The sequence below is a fragment of the Agrobacterium tumefaciens genome (assembly GCF_013337285.1).
Classification (GTDB): Bacteria; Pseudomonadota; Alphaproteobacteria; order Rhizobiales; family Rhizobiaceae; genus Agrobacterium; species Agrobacterium burrii.
On record NZ_SUPW01000010.1, the window covers coordinates 141749 to 159623 of the forward strand.

The 17875-nt window shown below is 60.8% G+C and carries 14 protein-coding genes; 12 read left to right on the forward strand and 2 right to left on the reverse strand.

The genetic code is table 11. The features are described from left to right. Positions 1 to 38 precede the first annotated feature (38 nt). The 12 genes from FCH38_RS21410 to FCH38_RS21465 all read left to right on the forward strand — a co-directional run bounded on the left by FCH38_RS21410 (position 39) and on the right by FCH38_RS21465 (position 14764). Positions 39 to 1025, forward strand: a complete 987-nt coding sequence (locus FCH38_RS21410; protein ID WP_149901037.1) for an ABC transporter permease — start codon at positions 39 to 41, stop codon at positions 1023 to 1025. Between the two features lie 9 nt (positions 1026 to 1034). After that, positions 1035 to 2159 carry an ABC transporter permease gene (locus tag FCH38_RS21415; protein WP_153516096.1) on the forward strand — a complete coding sequence of 375 codons (1125 nt, stop codon included), beginning with the start codon at positions 1035 to 1037 and terminating at the stop codon, positions 2157 to 2159. Positions 2160 to 2167: 8 nt separating this feature from the next. Then, positions 2168 to 3892 (forward strand): ABC transporter ATP-binding protein, encoded by a 1725-nt coding sequence (locus tag FCH38_RS21420; protein WP_174375078.1) that lies wholly within the window; start codon positions 2168 to 2170, stop codon positions 3890 to 3892. 44 nt (positions 3893 to 3936) lie between these two features. Beyond that, positions 3937 to 5124, forward strand: coding sequence for a galactarate dehydratase (locus FCH38_RS21425; RefSeq protein WP_142857958.1), 1188 nt, complete (start codon positions 3937 to 3939; stop codon positions 5122 to 5124). Continuing rightward, positions 5111 to 5977, forward strand: coding sequence for an aldose 1-epimerase (locus FCH38_RS21430; protein ID WP_174375079.1), 867 nt, complete (start codon positions 5111 to 5113; stop codon positions 5975 to 5977). Before FCH38_RS21425 ends, FCH38_RS21430 begins: the two co-directional genes overlap by 14 nt. 180 nt (positions 5978 to 6157) lie before the next feature. Next, a complete protein-coding gene (locus FCH38_RS21435) occupies positions 6158 to 6919 on the forward strand; it encodes a FadR/GntR family transcriptional regulator (RefSeq protein WP_149901041.1) in 762 nt (253 codons plus the stop codon). A 78-nt stretch (positions 6920 to 6997) separates the two neighbouring features. Further along, positions 6998 to 8506, forward strand: coding sequence for an ABC transporter substrate-binding protein (locus FCH38_RS21440; RefSeq protein WP_174375080.1), 1509 nt, complete (start codon positions 6998 to 7000; stop codon positions 8504 to 8506). 67 nt (positions 8507 to 8573) lie between these two features. Beyond that, positions 8574 to 9521: an ABC transporter permease gene (locus tag FCH38_RS21445; RefSeq protein ID WP_174375081.1), complete on the forward strand. Its 948-nt coding sequence runs from the start codon at positions 8574 to 8576 to the stop codon at positions 9519 to 9521. Positions 9522 to 9533: 12 nt separating this feature from the next. Next, a complete protein-coding gene (locus FCH38_RS21450) occupies positions 9534 to 10406 on the forward strand; it encodes an ABC transporter permease (protein ID WP_174375082.1) in 873 nt (290 codons plus the stop codon). A 21-nt stretch (positions 10407 to 10427) separates the two neighbouring features. Next, positions 10428 to 12212, forward strand: a complete 1785-nt coding sequence (locus FCH38_RS21455; protein WP_174375083.1) for a gamma-glutamyltransferase family protein — start codon at positions 10428 to 10430, stop codon at positions 12210 to 12212. 4 nt (positions 12213 to 12216) lie between these two features. Next, entirely contained in the window at positions 12217 to 14028 is a 1812-nt protein-coding gene (locus tag FCH38_RS21460) for an ABC transporter ATP-binding protein (protein ID WP_174375084.1), read from the forward strand. Between the two features lie 121 nt (positions 14029 to 14149). Next, complete coding sequence (locus FCH38_RS21465; RefSeq protein WP_236776676.1) at positions 14150 to 14764, forward strand: ankyrin repeat domain-containing protein; 615 nt, start codon at positions 14150 to 14152, stop codon at positions 14762 to 14764. A gap of 29 nt (positions 14765 to 14793) precedes the next feature. On the opposite strand, the gene FCH38_RS21470 is transcribed toward FCH38_RS21465, so the two are convergent. Together FCH38_RS21470 and FCH38_RS21475 are read right to left on the reverse strand one after the other, a co-directional pair. After that, complete coding sequence (locus FCH38_RS21470; RefSeq protein WP_174375086.1) at positions 14794 to 16911, reverse strand: ATP-binding protein; 2118 nt, start codon at positions 16909 to 16911, stop codon at positions 14794 to 14796. Next, complete coding sequence (locus FCH38_RS21475; protein ID WP_174375087.1) at positions 16908 to 17654, reverse strand: response regulator; 747 nt, start codon at positions 17652 to 17654, stop codon at positions 16908 to 16910. Before FCH38_RS21475 ends, FCH38_RS21470 begins: the two co-directional genes overlap by 4 nt. Positions 17655 to 17875 lie beyond the last annotated feature (221 nt).

The window sequence follows — 17875 nt, forward strand, 5'->3', positions numbered from 1 at the left end:
TAGCGGTGCGTGCGGTATAATGTGATTGCGAGAGCGACATGCTGCTTTTTATCGTCAAACGCCTGCTGTGGATGATACCGTCCCTGTTTGCCGTCAGTTTCCTTGCCTTTGTCCTGATACAGCTGCCACCCGGCGACTATGTAACGACCTATATCGCCACCCTGGCCGCTTCCAACGAGGTCATCGACCACAATACGGCGGCGCAGCTGCGTGAACGTTTCGGCCTCGATGATCCGATGATCGTGCAATATCTGAAATGGATATGGGGCATCATCAGCCGGGGTGATTTCGGCATCTCTTTCGAGTGGCAGCAGCCCGTTTCAGGCCTGATCTGGGAGCGTATGGCGCTGACGCTGGTTCTGGCCGTCGCCAGCCTTCTCGCCACCTGGGCCATCGCCCTTCCCATCGGTGTTTTCTCCGCCGTGCGCAAATATTCGATCGGTGATTATCTCTTCACCGCCTTTTCCTTTTTCGGCCTGTCCATACCGTCATTCCTGCTGGCGCTGGTGCTGATGTATGTCGCGGCGGTGGAGTTCGGGGCCGATGTCGGCGGGCTGTTTTCGGCGGAATATGAAACGGCGTCGTGGAGCATCGCCAAGATGATCGATCTGATGGCCCATATCTGGCTGCCGGTCGCCATCCTTGCCGTGTCGTCCACCGCAAGCCTCATCCGCGTCATGCGCGCCAACATGCTGGATGAATTACCCAAACCCTATGTGACCACAGCGCGTGCAAAGGGATTGTCCGAGTTCAGGCTGCTGACGAAATACCCGTTGAGAATTGCGCTCAACCCCTTCATTTCCACCATTGCATGGCTGCTGCCCAACCTTATTTCAGGCTCCGTGGTTGTCGCCATCGTGCTCAACCTGCCCACGGCCGCACCGCTGCTTTTGCAGTCGCTGATGGCGCAGGACATGTATCTCGCCGGCGCTTTCGTACTTTTGATCTGCGCGCTGACGCTGATCGGATCGCTGATCAGCGACATCCTGCTTGCGCTGGTCGATCCGCGCATCCGTCTCGAATAGGAGGGCGCCATGAGCGATATCGCTATTACCACCAACACCCGGCCGGACCGCGCCGCCGTCGCCTCGCAGTGGCAGCTCATCTGGTGGGCGTTCAAGCGCCACAGGCTGGCCATGGTCGCCCTGTTCATCACCATCGCCATGTATATCGTCGCGCTTTTGCCTGGTTTCTTCGCCATCAACGATCCGGTGTTGCAAAATGCGCGCGCCACCTTCCATCCGCCGCAACGCGTGCATTTCATCGATACGACGGACGGCTTCTCGCTCGGAATGCATTATTATCCGCTGAAGCTGACGCGCGATCCTGAAACGCTGGCTGCTGTGTTCGTCGAAGATACGGCGAAGAAAATCCCGGTCCAGCTTTTCGGTCGCGGTTACGAATATTCCGTGCTCGGCCTGTTCACCACGGATATCCACCTGCTGGCCTCGACCGACAAGACGCGGCCGCTCTTCCTTTTCGGTGCTGATCGCCTTGGCCGCGATGTTTTCAGCCGGGTGGTGCAGGGATCGCAGATTTCGCTGTCCATCGGCCTCGTCGGCGTGTTCTTCTCGCTGCTGCTCGGTGTCGTCCTCGGCGGTATCTCCGGTTATTACGGCGGCCGCATCGATTTCGTCATGCAGCGGGTGATCGACTTCGTTCTGTCGCTGCCCACCATTCCCATCTGGCTGGCGATGGCTGCCGCCCTGCCGCAGGGCTGGCCGGCAACGCTGCAATATATGATGATCACCATCATCCTGTCCTTGACCGGCTGGGCGCAGCTTGCCCGCGTCGTGCGCGGCCGGTTTCTGTCGCTGCGGACCGAAGAGTTCGTGGCGGCAGCGCGGCTGGATGGCGTGTCGGAAGGGCGCATCATCTTCCGCCACATGCTGCCGAGTTTTTCGAGCCATATCATCGCCTCAGTCACGCTGGCCGTTCCGGCGATGATCCTTGCGGAAACCTCGCTGTCCTTCCTCGGTCTTGGCCTCCAGCCGCCGACGATTTCCTGGGGCGTGCTGCTTCGCGAGGCACAGAATATTCGCTCGATTGCAACCGCACCGTGGCTGTTTCTGCCCGGCGTGGCTGTCGTCGTTGCCGTCATGGCGCTCAATCTGCTCGGTGACGGTCTGCGCGACGCAGCCGACCCCTATAACAAGTGAGGCCCCGGATGAGCGATATTCTCTCCATGAAGTCTGCCCGACCGCTGCTTGACGTCCGCAATCTGGTCACCGAATTTCCCGTGCGAAACGGCATTTTCCGGGCGGTCAACGATCTGTCTTTCTCCATCGATCCCGGCAAGACGCTCTGCGTCGTCGGCGAAAGCGGTTCCGGCAAATCCGTTACCGCCCGCTCGATCCTGCAGATCATCGACAGCCCCGGTTACATCGCCTCCGGGTCGATCATCCTCAACCGTGCCGACGGCACCTCGCTTGATCTCGCAAAGCTCGATCCGCGCAGCCGGGCCATCCGCTCGGTGCGCGGCGCAGACATCTCGATGATTTTTCAGGAGCCGATGTCATCGCTGTCGCCGGTGCATACCGTCGGTGACCAGATCACCGAAGTTCTGCGGCTGCACTTGAAGATGAGCAAGGCCCAGGCACGGGCGGAAGCCATCGAGCTGCTGCGGCAGGTGGAAATTCCCAACCCCGAAAAGGCGCTGGATCGTTATGCCTTCCAATATTCCGGCGGCATGCGCCAGCGCGCCATGATCGCCATGGCGCTGGCCTGCAAACCGCAACTGTTGATCGCCGACGAACCGACGACGGCGCTCGACGTCACGACACAGGCCGAAATCCTCGACCTGATATCGCGGCTGCAAAAGGCGCATGGCATGGCGGTGCTGTTCATCACCCATGACATGGGCGTGGTGGCGCAGATCGCCGATGACGTGCTGGTCATGCATCACGGCGTCGCCAAGGAATATGGCACTGTCGACGAGATATTCCATAATCCGCAAGACCCCTATACGCGCATGCTGATCGGCTCGGTTCTGAAACTGGAGCAGAAGGCGGAAATCCGGCTTGCCCGCCCGCCGCTCGATCTTGCCGCCGCCCCGATCCTCGAGGTGAACGACCTCTCCATGCATTTCGGTGAGATGAAGGCGCTGGATGGCGTTTCCATCAAGCTGCTTCCGGGCGAGACGCTTGGCATCGTCGGCGAAAGCGGCTCCGGCAAGACCACGATGGGCCGCTCGATCATGCGCCTCTACGATCCGAACGGCGGCGAAATGCTTTATCGCCGGGCGGATGGCACGGTGGTCGATCTCGCCAAGATCGAAGGTGCGGAACTGAAAGCCGCCCGGCGTGAGTTGCGCATGGTGTTTCAGGACCCGTTCGGCTCGCTCAATCCGCGCATGACAGTGGCGCAGGTCATCGGCGAGCCGCTGCTGGTCAACGGCATCGCGAAAGGCAAGGAGCTGGATGAGCGCGTCTGCGCCCTGATGGAGCAGGTGGGTCTCGACCCGGCCGGGCGTGAGCGTTATCCGCACGCCTTTTCCGGCGGCCAGCGCCAGCGCATCGGCATCGCCCGCGCCATCACGCTCAGGCCCCGCATCATCGTTGCGGATGAGGCGACATCGGCGCTTGATGTTTCGGTGCGGTTTCAGGTGCTCGATCTGCTGATGCGGCTGCAGGATGAGCTTGGCCTCGCTTACATCTTCATCAGCCATGACATCGGCGTCATCAGATACATGTGTGACCGCGTCGGGGTGATGTATCGCGGCAAGCTGGTGGAAGTGGGAGACGCCGAAAAGGTCTGCAACGCACCTGACCATCCTTACACGCAGGCGCTTCTATCGGCCATTCCGCGCCCCGATCCGCGTGACCGGGATCGCACCCGACGGTTCCGTTACGTCGAGCCACCAGAGATCAAGAACGGGGCTGCCGCCCGATAGCGTCGCGGCTGTTGCATCCTGAAATTCATGAGGAAGACTAAAGCATGAAAATCGATCGCATGCGGGTATTCGTCACCCGCGACAAGGACCGTCCCCGCGTTGTCGTCGCTCTCGATACCGACGACGGTCTGACCGGCTGGGGTGAATGTTACAATCACGGCCCCGATCTCGCCCTGCCGCCGTTGCTGGATTACCTCTACGGTTTCCTTGCCGGGCAGGATCCGACACGGGTTGAATATCTCTACAATCTCCTTCTCCAGCAGAACCGCTTTCCGCCCGGCGCGCTCGGTCTTTCGGCGATCTCCGCGCTTGACCATTGCCTGTGGGACCTTGCCGCTAAGGCGGCGGGGGTGCCGGTCTACAAGCTGCTGGGCGGCGAAGTGCGCGACCGTATCAAGGTCTATGCCGGCGTCTACACGGCCCCGGACGCACCGGCGGCAAAGGAAGAATTCGACCGTCTGAATGAGGACTGGGGCTTCACGGCCTTCAAGCTCAGCCCGTGGCGCCTCGATATCCACGCCCATCGCTGGGGTGAGGTGGTGCGCAGTTCGGCCGAATATTTCCGCTCGCTTCGCGAAACCGTGCGGCCTGACTACGATATCGCCTTTGACGCCCATGCCAAGATTTTCGAACCCGCCGCCGCCCGCCAGCTGGGTAACGCGCTCGCCCCTTACGATCCGCTGTTCTTCGAAGAGCCGTTGCGCCCGGAAAACATCGAGATGTGGGGAGACCTGAAACAGGGACTGAACTGCACGCTGGCAACAGGTGAAAGCCTTTATAATCGCAATGAGTTCCTGCGTCTTCTTCAAGTAAAGGGTGCTGATATCATTCAGCCCGACATCTGCGTTGTCGGCGGCATTTCGGAAATGCGCCGCATCGCCACGCTTGCGGAAGCTCACTTCGTCAGCATCGCGCCGCATAACCCGATGGGGCCGCTCGCCACCGCCGTCAACGTCCATTTCTCCGCCGCTCAGCAGAATTTCCGCATTCTGGAATACAGGCTGCCGAAGGGACAGTGCTACGTCTACGGCGGCACCGATCTTGAAAAACGCGAGGACGAGACCCGTTATGTTGTCGACCCCTATCTGCCCAAGGACGGCTATCTGGAATTGAGGCCGGATCGCCCGGGCTGGGGTGTCGAGATGGACGAAAAGGCCATGCAGGAAGATGGTTATGTTCACTGGCAAAGACGGGTGCCGAAACGGCCAGACGGCTCCTATGCCTTCGCCTAAAACTGTTGAGATTGCCTGCGGGCCGCTTTCGGCCCGCCTGCGCCCCGCCTGGGGCGGGAGGATGACCCATCTGCGCCATGCGGATTATGGTGACATTCTAGTGCCGACATCAGAGCCGGATTTCGAGCCGTCCAACTGGCCGAGAGCCGGTGCATATCCGCTGTTTCCGTACCACAACCGGCTTTATGGCGGCTCCTTCGTCCATGCGGGCATCCGCCATGATCTGCTGCCCCATCCGGCCCTTGCTCCGGACGCCATGCATGGCCCCGCGCACCGTCGAGCGTGGGAGATTTCCAGTCTGTCTTCCGATTGCATCGGGCTGATGCTGGAATACAAAGCTGACGGTGAATGGCCGTTTTCTTTCCGCGCCGAACAGTCTTTCCTGCTGGACGATAACGGCCTCGCCGTGGAACTGTCGATCACCAATCTGGCGGATGTGCCTGCGCCGATGGCGCTTGGCTGGCATCCCTACTTTGCTGCCGGGCTCAACTGTGACGCATCGACGGACGCCAGGCTGCAATATCCTCTGGATGCGCAAAACGTACCGACCGGTCAGCCGGCCGCGCCTTTCGCGGAACCTGCCATCCCCGCCACGACGGGATACACCCTGCACTTCACCTGTTGGTCAAAGGCGCAGGTTCAATGCGGCGGGTTTTCACTGCGGCTCGAGGCTGACCCCGTTTTTTCCCATCTGGCCGTGCACCGCATGGACCGTTATCTTTGCCTCGAACCCGTTTCCATGGCAGCCGGAACGCTTGGTTTGCCGCAGACGGGACGAGAGGGGCAGGGTCTGAGGATAGCCGCTCCCGGCGAGCGACTGTCGGGGCGCATCAGGCTCTCCATCAATCCTTGAAGAGATTCGCTGTATCGGCAAGGCCAGGGGCGGCCCCGCCCCACATGGTTCACTTTCAAAAAAAACGCCACTTGCCCATATTTTGAGCGCTAATTATGACCGCTCAAAAATGCGCTTGACGTGCGTGAAAATTTCTCACCAAATGAACCAATATGAGATTGGTTCAATGATTGGTGCGATGTGGCGGTGAACCCTAACGACAACTCCAACTACGCCCTGGCGAAGCTGCGTGACTATATTCAGACGCAGGATCTGACGAAAGAAGGTCGTTTGCCAACGGAGCGGGCTTTTGCGGAGAGTTTTAATGTCGGCCGTCGTTCGATTCGTCGTGCGCTGGAAGTTCTGGAGGCCGAAGGCCTGATCTGGCGGCGGCAGGGGGCCGGGACCTTTGTGGGTGAAAAGCCTGACGATTGGTCCGCTCAGGTCACCGAACTGGTGGCCGGCACTGATATCATGGAAATCATGGAGGTGCGTCTGCGTATCGAGCCGCAACTGGCGCAACTGGCGGCCATGCGCGCCAAGCCGGCCGAGGTGGAGCGCATGCGCGCCCTTGTTCAAAAGACCGGCCAGAGCACGGATGCCGACGCAAAGGAACTGTGGGATGGCTCGCTCCATCGGCAGATCGCCCAGAGTGCCGGCAACAAACTCTTCCTGTCGATCTTCGATGTCGTCAACCGCATCCGTCAGGATGATGCATGGCAGTCGATACGGGAACTCGCCCGGCGTAGCGGCACGAATGGCAGGGCATCTTTCGAACAGCATATGGCCATCGTCGATGCCATCGCCGACCGCGATCCCGCAAGAGCCGGTGAAGCGATGCGCCAGCATCTTCTCATGCATCAGGAAAGGCTGATCCGCGCCACCTCGCTTGGCTTTCTGGAGGAGGGAACCGGGGAGGGCAATGCGGCCGAAGCCGATGATTCACTGACCGCAGCCTCTTGAGGCCGCGGATGAAAACCGTCGTCCCTTCAAGGGCGGCCAATGACAAAAAGTCAAAATAACCAGACCAGAGGAAAGAATATGAAGAAAATCCAGACTTTGACTGCGGCGCTGTTTGCCAGCGCATTGCTCGCCGCGCCGGCGCTATCGTCGGAATTGCGCATTGGCCTTAATGACGACGCCGACGTGCTCGACCCGGCGCAATCGCGCACCTTCGTCGGCCGCATCGTCTACACCGCCATGTGCGACAAGCTGGTGGACATTTCGCAGGACATGAAGATCGTGCCCCAGCTTGCCACCGAATGGGCCTGGTCCGAAGCCGGCAAGGTGCTGACCATGAAAATCCGCGATGGCGTCAAGTTCCACAATGGCGAGACGCTTGATGCGGCCGCCGTCGTCGCGACCATCGAGCGCAATATGACGCTGCCGGAATCGCGCCGCAAAAGCGAGCTGTCCTCGGTCGAGAAGGTTGAGGCGACGGGACCGCTGGAGGTGAAATTCACGCTGAAGACGCCTGACGTTACCCTTTTGGCGCAGCTTTCCGACCGCGCCGGCATGATCGTTGAACCCAACGCGGCCAAGGAACTGGGCGCGAATTTTGGTTCGAAACCGGTTTGCGCCGGGCCATTTAAATTCGTCGAGCGTATCCAGCAGGACCGTATCGTGCTCGAGAAATTCGCTGACTATTGGGACAAGGACAAGGTCCTCGTCGACAAGGTCGTTTATCTGCCGATCCCCGACACGACCGTGAAGCTTGCGAACCTTCGCGCCGGCGACCTCGATATCGCCGAGCGTATTTCGGCGTCCGATGCGGAATCCGTCAGGAACGACTCCAAGCTGACCTATGCCGATGTGATCGGGCCGGGTTACATGGCCATGTATGTCAACATGAACAATGGCGCGCGCGCCGACAATCCGCTCGGCAAGGACAAGCGTCTGCGGCAGGCATTCTCCTATGCGATCGACCGCGAGGCGATCGGCCAGATCGTTTTTGAAGGCACCTCCAAGGGCGGTAATCAGGCCTTCCCGCCGACAAGCCCCTGGTTCAACCAGAACCTGCCCGTGCCGCCGCGCGATATCGACAAGGCCAAGCAGTTGATGAAGGAAGCGGGTTACGAGACGCTCGACGTCGAGCTTCAGCACGCCAACAACACCACGCAGACGCAGATGATGCAGGTCATCCAGTCGATGGTGGCCGAGGCCGGTTTCAACGTCACCCTGAAGGCGACGGAATTTGCGACGCTGCTGTCCGAGCAGACCGCCGGCAATTACCAGCTCAGCCGTTCCGACTGGTCGGGTCGTATCGATCCCGATGGCAACCTGCACCAGTTCGTCACCTGCAAGGGTGGCATCAACGATGTGAAATATTGCAACCCTGAAGTCGACAAGCTGCTGAACGAGGCTCGCGCCTCGACCGAAGATGCGGTGCGCAAGGAAAAATACGATGCCGCAAGCGTCATCCTCAACGATGACATGCCGATCATCTATCTCGGCCACCAGCCTTATGCCTATGCCATTTCCAACAAGGTCAAGGGCTGGGCGCCGTCACCCGATGGGATGATCCGTCTTCTCGGCGTCAGCAAGGACTGACAGTTTTGAACAGGTCGCACGGCTTGCCGTGCGGCCCCCAGCACCGGACTCAAACGGGGACAATGCCATGCCTGTCTATATCGGCAAGCGACTGCTGGTCGCGATCCCGACGCTTCTGATCATTTCCATCTTCGTTTTCTCGCTGCAGAAATTGTTGCCGGGCGATCCGGTCCTTGCCATGGCGGGCGAGGAGCGCGATCCCGCGACGATTGAATTCCTGCGGGAAAAATATCGCCTCAACGACCCGGTGCCTCTTCAGTACCTCAACTGGCTGGGCGGTGTGGTGACCGGCGATTTAGGCATTTCGCTGCGCACCAACCAGCCGGTGCTGGAGCTTATCGGTCAGAAGCTGCCGGTCACCATTCAGCTGGCGGTCATGGCGATGTTCTTCGCCATGGTCATCGGCATTCCCATCGGCATTCTGGCCGCCGTCAAGAAGAATACGTGGATCGATTATACGGCTAATATCGTGGCGCTTTCCGGCCTGTCGATCCCGAATTTCTGGCTCGGCATTATGCTCATCCTGCTGGTGTCGGTGAAACTCGGCTGGCTGCCGGCATCCGGTTATGAATCGATCTTCGTCGACCCTGTTCGTTCCATCGAAACCATGATCATGCCTGCCTTCGTGCTCGGCAATGCGCTTGCGGCGACGCTGATGCGTCATACCCGCTCGGCGATGGTGGCGGTTTTGAGTTCCGACTATATCCGTACCGCCCGCGCCAAGGGGCTTTCGCCGCGCGAAATCATCCTGTCGCACAGTTTCCGCAATGCGCTTCTGCCGGTCATCACGCTGCTGGCGCTACTCTTCGGAGAGTTGCTGGCCGGCGCGGTGCTGACGGAGCAGATTTTCACCATTCCCGGCTTCGGCAAGATGACGGTCGATGCGGTGTTCACGCGGGACTACGCCGTCGTGCAGGGCATCGTTTTATGCACCGCCGTTGGTTTCATCCTCATGAACCTTCTGGCCGATATCGCCTATGTCCTGCTCAACCCCCGCCTCAGGGCGACAATCTAAGGCCCTGATATCATGACCGTTCTTGATCAAAACATCTCCGTACCGGCGACACGGCAGGAAAGCCGCGCCTGGAAGAAAATGAAGCGCAACAAATCGGCGCTTGTCGGCATGGTGATTGTGCTGTTTTTCGCAGTACTTGCCATAGCCGCGCCGATCCTGCCGATTGCGGACCCAATTGCGACCAGCTGGTCGGCCATCCGCAAGGCGCCATCGGCGGCCCATTGGCTCGGCACCGACGATCTCGGCCGCGACATTCTCTCCCGCATGATCTATGGCGCGCGCGCCTCGCTGATGGCAGGCGTCGTCTCGGTGATGATCGCGGTGGTCATCGGCGTACCCTTCGGCCTTATATCCGGTTATTTCGGCGGCTGGGTGGACATGGTCATATCCCGCATCACCGAAGCGCTGCTGGCCATGCCCTTCCTCATCATGGCGATTGCGCTTGCCGCCTTCCTCGGCCCGAGCCTTACCAATGCGATGATCGCCATCGGCCTTTCCGCCATGCCGATCTTCGTGCGGTTGACCCGCGGGCAGGTGCTGGCGGTCAAGATGGAGGATTATGTCGAGGGTGCAAGGTCGATCGGCCTCAACCATATCGACATCATGACCCGTTACATCCTGCCGAATGTCTTTGCTCCCATCATCGTGCAGGCAACGCTGACGGTGGCGACCGCCATCATCGCGGAGGCAAGCCTCTCTTTCCTCGGCCTTGGCCAGCAGGCGCCGGCTCCTTCATGGGGTTCGATGCTGAACACCGCGAAGAATTTCCTCAGCCAGGCGCCCTGGATGACGATGTGGCCCGGCATCGCCATCTTCCTCGTCGTCATCGGTTTCAATCTTCTGGGCGACGGCCTGCGTGACGCGCTCGATCCGCGCGAAGCATGATTTTTTACAAGGAATATCGGAATGACTGAATTCACCACACGCCCTGAAATCCTTGGCACCTTCGGCGTCGTCACCTCAACGCACTGGATCGCCTCGGCCGTCGGCATGGCCATTCTCGAAAAGGGTGGCAATGCTTTCGACGCCGCCGTCGCCACCGGTTTCGTGCTGCAGATCGTCGAGCCGCATCTGTGCGGCCCCGGCGGCGATATGCCGGCCGTGTTTTATTCAAAGCAGAAGGACAAGGTCGAAGTCATCTGCGCCCAGGGTCCGGCCCCGAGCGGCGCAACCATCGAGCACTATACCTCGGAGGGGCTGAAGCTGATCCCCGGCGACGGGCTGCTTGCCACCGTCATTCCCGGCGCTTTCGATGGCTGGATGCTGATGTTGCGCGACTATGGCACGATGAGCGTGCGCGACGTGCTGGAACCGGCCATCTATTATGCCGAACAGGGGCATCCGACGCTGCCGCGTGTTTCCGCCACCATCAAGGGACTGGCGAATTTCTTCGAGAAGGAATGGCCGACTTCCCACGAGACGTGGCTGCCGGGAGGTGCTGCCCCTGAGCCTCATGCCAATTTCAGGAACCCGGTTCTGGCCGCAACCTATCAGCGGATCATCACCGAAGCCGAAGCGCGTTCCGGCCGCGAAAACCAGATCGAGGCCGCGCGGGATGCGTATTATCGGGGTTTCGTTGCGGAAGCTATTGACGGTTACGTGAAGACGGCGGAGGTCATGGATGCCAGCGGCTCAAAGCACAAAGGCGTGCTGACGGCGCAGGACATGGCCGGGTGGAGCGCGACCGTCGAAGCGCCGCAGACGTTCGATTATCATGACTGGACGATTGCCAAGACGCCTGCCTGGGGGCAGGGTCCGGTTCTGCTGCAATCGCTCGCTTTGCTGAAGGGCTTCGATATTGCGGCCATGGACCCGTCCGGGCCTGATTTCATCCACACCACCGTCGAAGCCATGAAGCTCGCCTTTGCCGACCGCGAGGTCTATTATGGCGATCCGGAATTCGGGCAGATCCCGACCGAGTATCTCCTCTCTGAAGGCTACAACGCCGGGCGTCGCAAACTGATCGGCAGCGAGGCATCGCTCGGCCTGCGCCCCGGCACCGTGCCGGGTTACGAAAAGCAGGTGGATGCCACCATGGCGATGCTGGCCGAGATGAGCGGCAAGGGCACCGTCTACGAGCCGACCATGTCGCACCTGACCGAAAAGCGCGGTGACACGGTGCATATCGATGTCATCGACCGCTGGGGCAATATGGTTTCCACCACGCCCTCGGGCGGCTGGCTGCAATCTTCGCCCATCGTGCCCGGTCTGGGTTTCGCGCTCAATTCTCGCGCCCAGATGTTCTGGCTGAAGGAAGGCTTGCCGACCTCGCTTGCGCCGGGCAAACGCCCACGCACGACGCTGACGCCGTCGCTCGCGCTGCATCAGGGCCGCCCCTCGATGGTGTTCGGCACGCCGGGCGGCGATCAACAGGATCAATGGCAGCTGCCGTTCTTCCTGCGTTATGCGCATCACGGTAAGAACCTGCAGGCGTCCATCGATATGCCGCTGTTCCACACCTCGCATTTTCCGGGTTCGTTTTACCCGCGCACCAGCTCGCCGGGTGAAATCATGGTGGAAAGCACGGTGGGTAAGGCCACACTCGATGAGCTTCGCCGTCGCGGCCACCGGGTCACGGTTGCCGATGCCTGGTCGGTCGGGCGGCTCACCGCAGCAAGGCGGGATGCGGATGGCCTGTTGCGGGCGGCCGCTACCCCCCGGCTGATGCAGGCCTATGCGGTAGGGCGCTGACATCATGGAGACAAAACCCGTCCTCTCCGTCCGTAACCTGACGACGTCCTTTCTCGTCGATGACGAATGGAAAAGCGTCGTGCGCAACGTCTCCTTCGATGTTGCGCCCGGCGAAACCGTCGCGATTGTCGGAGAATCCGGTTCCGGCAAGTCCGTCACCTCGCTGTCGCTCATGCGGCTGCTCGCACCGGCCTCCAGCCGGATCGAAGGTGAAGTGCTGCTCAACGGGCGCAATCTGCTGGCGCTTTCCGAAAAGGAGATGCGTGGCGTGCGCGGCAACGATATCTCGATGATCTTTCAGGAGCCGATGACCTCGCTCAACCCGATCTTCACCATCGGCCGGCAGATTTCCGAAGTGCTTATCAGGCACAAGGGGCTTTCCAAGCAGCAGGCAAGGGCGGAGACGGTGCGGCTTCTGGAAAAGGTTCGCATTCCCAACGCATCCAGCCGCTTCGACGAATATCCGCATCAGTTTTCCGGCGGCATGCGCCAGCGCGTGATGATCGCGATGGCGCTCGCCTCCCGCCCGAAACTGCTGATTGCCGACGAGCCGACGACTGCGCTCGATGTCACCATTCAGGGCCAGATCCTCGACCTCATCAAGCTGCTGCAGGAAGAGGAAGGCATGTCGGTGCTCTTCATCACCCATGACATGGGTGTCGTGGCCGAGATTGCCGATCGCACTATCGTCATGTATCGCGGTGATGAGGTCGAGACCGGGCCGACCGAGGATATATTCCAGCGTGGCAAGCATCCTTACACGCGCGCACTGCTCTCGGCGGTGCCGAGGCTCGGTTCGATGCATGACCGTGCGTGGCCGACGCGGTTTCCGGTGCTCGACATGAAAACCGGTCTTTCGACTGAAGCGGAGGAAGTGGCCGAGACGGTTGTGAGCGGGCAGACGCCGGTTCTGTCGGTCAAGAACCTCGTGACCCGTTTTCCCATCCGCTCCGGCCTGCTGGCGCGGCAGACGGGTGCCGTTCACGCCGTCGAAAACGTCTCCTTCGATCTGTTTCAAGGGGAGACTCTCGCTCTCGTCGGTGAATCCGGTTGCGGAAAATCCACCACCGGCCGCTCGATCATGCGCCTCCTGGAGCCGTCGTCCGGCGATGTATCGCTCGACGGTTACGATGTGATGCGGCTCGACACCGTCGGTCTGCGCAATATGCGAAAATCCGTGCAGATGATCTTTCAGGACCCGTTCTCGTCGCTCAATCCGCGCATGACGGTAGGGACGGCGATTTCCGAACCCTTCATCAAGCACAGGCTTGGCACCTCGAAACAGGCAAGGGAAAAGACCGCCGATCTTCTCGAAAAGGTCGGTCTGTCCGCCGATATGGCCAGTCGCTACCCGCATGAGTTCTCCGGCGGCCAGCGCCAGCGCATCGCCATTGCCCGCGCGCTGGCGCTAGACCCGAAGGTTATCGTTGCCGATGAAAGCGTCTCGGCACTCGATGTCTCGATCAAGGCGCAGGTCTGCAATTTGCTGCTCGACCTGCAACAGAGCCTCAACCTCGCCTTCCTGTTCATTTCGCACGACATGGCGGTGGTGGAGCGCGTCAGCCATCGGGTGGCGGTGATGTATCTCGGCGAGATCGTCGAAATCGGCCCGCGTGCTGCCGTCTTCGACAATCCGCAACACGCCTATACGAAAAAGCTGATGGCGGCGGTGCCGGTACCCGATCCCGCACGACGCGGAATAAGACGCGGCATCTCCAATGACGAGCTGAAAAGCCCGATACGGGCGATGGGTTATGAAACACCTGAGCGGACCTACAGAACCGTTTCACCCGGTCATTTCGTGCAGGTGGCCTGATGCGGCAAAGACAGGCCCTTGAAGTGAATGCCGGTCGTCTGAAATAATGGCGCGGCTTGCACCACGGTGCCGGCATTCTTTCGAGGTGATGATGCGACGTCTGGTTTTATGTGGAGTGCTGATGATGACCCTTGGCGCAAATGCGCAGGCTGCCGTGCTGGAAGCGGTCGTGGCGAAGGATCACGTGCAGCTCGAACAGCTGCTGAAAAACAGTGGCCCGACCGAAGAGCGAAACGCGCAGGGTCAGACACCGCTGTTGGTGGCGGTATGGCAAAACGACGTGGAAGCGGCGCGTTTGCTTCTCGATGCCGGTGCCGATGTCAACGCTCGTGACAGTATCGAGGACAGCCCCTTTCTGGTGGCCGGTGCGCAGGGCAGGACGGAAATCCTGCGGATGATCCTCAAAAACGGTGCTGATCTTAAAAGCACCAACCGCTTTGGCGGCACGGCGCTCATCCCCGCTGCCGAAAAGGGGCATCCGGACGCCGTTGATGTTCTGCTTGCAGCGGGTGTGGATGTCGATCACGTCAACCGGCTCGGATGGACGGCCCTGCTTGAAGTGGCGATCCTGAGAGACGGCGGCGCGATATCGCAGCGGATCGTCCGGTCGCTTCTTGCGGGCGGTGCCAATGTCGCGTTGAAGGATTTCGACGGAAGGAGCGCGCTTGCCCATGCCCGTGAAAGAGGACTTAAGGAGATTGTTGCACTGCTGGAGGCCGCCGGCGGGAAGGACTGACCGGCTGTTTGCCGAGCGTGGAAGCGGCTTTAAGCCGACCTGCTCGCCAGCCCGGCGCCGGCCGGAAATGTCAGCTGCACCTTCGCCCCTTCACCGGGTTTCGAACTGATATGCGCTTCGCCGCCGCTCTGGCGCACGAAGCCATAGACCATGGCAAGGCCAAGGCCCGCGCCGCCATGGTCGCCACGGGTGGTGAAATAGGGCTCGAAGGCCTTGTCCACCGCCTCCGGCGTCATGCCGATGCCCTCATCGGTGACTGATATCACCAGCGCCTCCTTTTCGAATGTGGCCTCAATCGAGATCAGGCCGCCATCGGGCATGGCGGCCGCGGCATTCAGGCAGAGATTGAGGATGGATTGCTCGAAGAGCGCCGGGTCGAGCGGTATGGCGGGAAGATTGTCGTCGAGATCGAGTTCGATCCGGCATTTCGGGCCGACCGCGATCTCCAGAATATCGGCCATGCCGCGCAGCAGATTGGCGACATTGATGCAGCTTGGATGGATCGGCTGCTGGCTGCCGATGGTCAACATGCTGCTGGCGAGAGACCGGCCACGATCCGCCGCCTTGCGGATGCGGGCGATGTGGCGATTCTGCCGGTCGTTGAAACCGGCCTCGCGTTCAAGAAGACCGAGACTGCCGGTGATGATGCCGATCATGTTGCCCACCTCGTGGCTGACCTGGTGGGTCATGCGCATGATGCCGTCCAGCCGCTGGGCTTTCACGGCTTCCGCTTCCTGCCGGTCGAGCGCGGTGACATCGCGGGCAAGCAGCACGATGCCGCCATCCGGCTGGCGCGACATCGATACTTCGATCACCCGCTCGTCTGCGGTGCGGTGGCGCACGACGGCCCGCTCCATCAGCTCGCCCTTTTCGCTCTCGAAGGGTAGCAGCAACGGATCGATTTCCGGGACCGGCTCAACAAACCGGCGGATTGGCAGTTTTCGCGACGAGCCGGAGCGTCCGACCAGTTCGATGATGCGGCGGTTCATGGTGATCGGCCGGCCGGTCGGATCAAACAATGCTATGCCCTCATTCATGGTGCGGAAGGTCGAGCGGATGGTGCGGGCCGCCGCTTCCGCCGTGCGTCTGAGGCGGGAGACGCGGTCGACGCTGTCATGGAAGGCCCGGAAGGCGTCGAGTAGGCGGATCAGCTCCGTCTCCGGCCCGGTATAGGATGGCGGGCCGACATCCTTCTCGCCTTTGGCGAGCGCATTCATGCCATTCGAAAGCGTCGCGATCCCGCGCGATACCCGCATCACCGAGCGGATGGAGAAGATCGCCACCACCAGAACCAAAAGCGAGGCGACGGCGACGATGACCAGCAGCCGGCTCAGGGCATCGGAGGTCGAGATCAAATCCTCATTCAGGCTGCGGGCAACCGCATCGCCCTGCGTTTCCGTGACATGCGACAGATCGCGCGACACGGTATGAAGCCGCGACACCGAAGCGCGGATGGCGAACATCTCCAGAAGGTAGCGGCTCTGGGCCGCAAAGACCCGCTCATAGGGTTGCATCTCGGCCGTGGGAAGCCGTTCGCCCGGATAGCCTTGCTGCCGCGCCGTGGTTTCAGCCACATAGCGACGGCGCAATTCGCCTAGCTGGAAGAGGCTGTCGGAAGCGGAGGCGGCCTGCACGATGCCGTTCATGCGGCGGCGCAGTTCCGGATCGGCGATGCCGCGACCGGTGGCGATTTCGCCCAGTGCCGCCGCCGCTTCCGCCTTGTGGCCCTGCGCCGCATCGGCATCCTTGGCAAGATCGAGCGTCTGCGCCCTGATTAGCTGGAGGAGTTCGACGATGCGCTCACTTGCAAATCCGCGTGCGGCCCTTTCGCCGCTTTCCGGCCCCGTCATCTGCAACAGCAGATCGACCTGCTGAACCACGGAGCGGCTTTCGCTGGAAACACGGTAGGGCGAGGCGGCGTTCATCAGGAAAGGCGCGCTCGAAACGAGGTCGGAAACCTGTCGTGAAATCAGCGATGCCTTGGCAAGGCTGGAAAAGGCCTGCAAGCCATAGGCCGCCATCTCATCGCGGGCGCGTTGCAGGCCATAAATGGCGATGGCGGAGAGGCTGAAGACGAGCACGCAGATGAAGACGATCGCAAAGGGCAGGCGAAAGGCGATCGAGGAAAGAAAGGAGCGGCTGATCACGGGGAAAGCTCGCCCTCATCGGTATGCAGCACATAACCCTTGCCGCGCCGCGTCTTGATATGGCGCGGCAGATCGGGATTGATCTCGATCTTGCGCCTGAGCCGCAGCACCAGCACATCGACGTTGCGATCGATATAGCGGTCGCTTTCTGAGCCCAGCCTGTCGAGGATCTGCGAGCGGCTGACGGGCTGGTTGGGGGTTTCGGCGAGAATTTCCAGCAGTGCGAATTCGGCGCTGGTCAGTGTGCGGCTGCGGTCCGCAAGGCAGACGGCCCGGCGTGCATTGAGATCGATGGCCCAGTCGCCGAGCCGAAGGGCCGCGCGGCCGTGGTCACGCTCGCTGTCCTTTTCCTGTTTCAGCGAAGGGATCGTCCGGCGCAAAACGGCCTTGATCCGCGCCGTGAGTTCGATGGGTTCGAAGGGTTTCACCACATAATCGTCGGCGGCGGTTTCAAGGCCAAGAACCCGGTCGGCGGCGCTGCCGGCAGCGGTGACCATGACGATACCGATATCGCTATCGACCCTGCTGCGCAGCCGCTGGGCAAAGGTGCGGCCAGACGCACCGGGCAGATTGTGATCGACCAGCACAAGCTGCATCCTGTCCCGCGCCAATATCTCGTCGGCCTCCTCGGCGGAGCGGGCGCAGGTGGGCAGCCAGCCTTCGGCCTCGATGAGGTCCGAGATAAGCTCTGCCATATCCGGATCGTCCTCAACGATCAGAATGCGAACCTTCTGATTAAGCACTGTGTATTCCTCCCGCCATCATCATAGGCATGGCGGCGGCGATGTTCAAAGGCTCGCTGGTTATCTCTCCTGTGATATTTGTAATATCTGTAATCTTGTTCGGCGGTGCGGTGAAAGATTGGTAACCATTCTTCGATTGCGGTGCAGACAGGATGTGACATGTTGTTGGTGGAGACTGGAACGGGGAGGTTCCAGACAGGGAGGATTTAAGTGAAAGCATT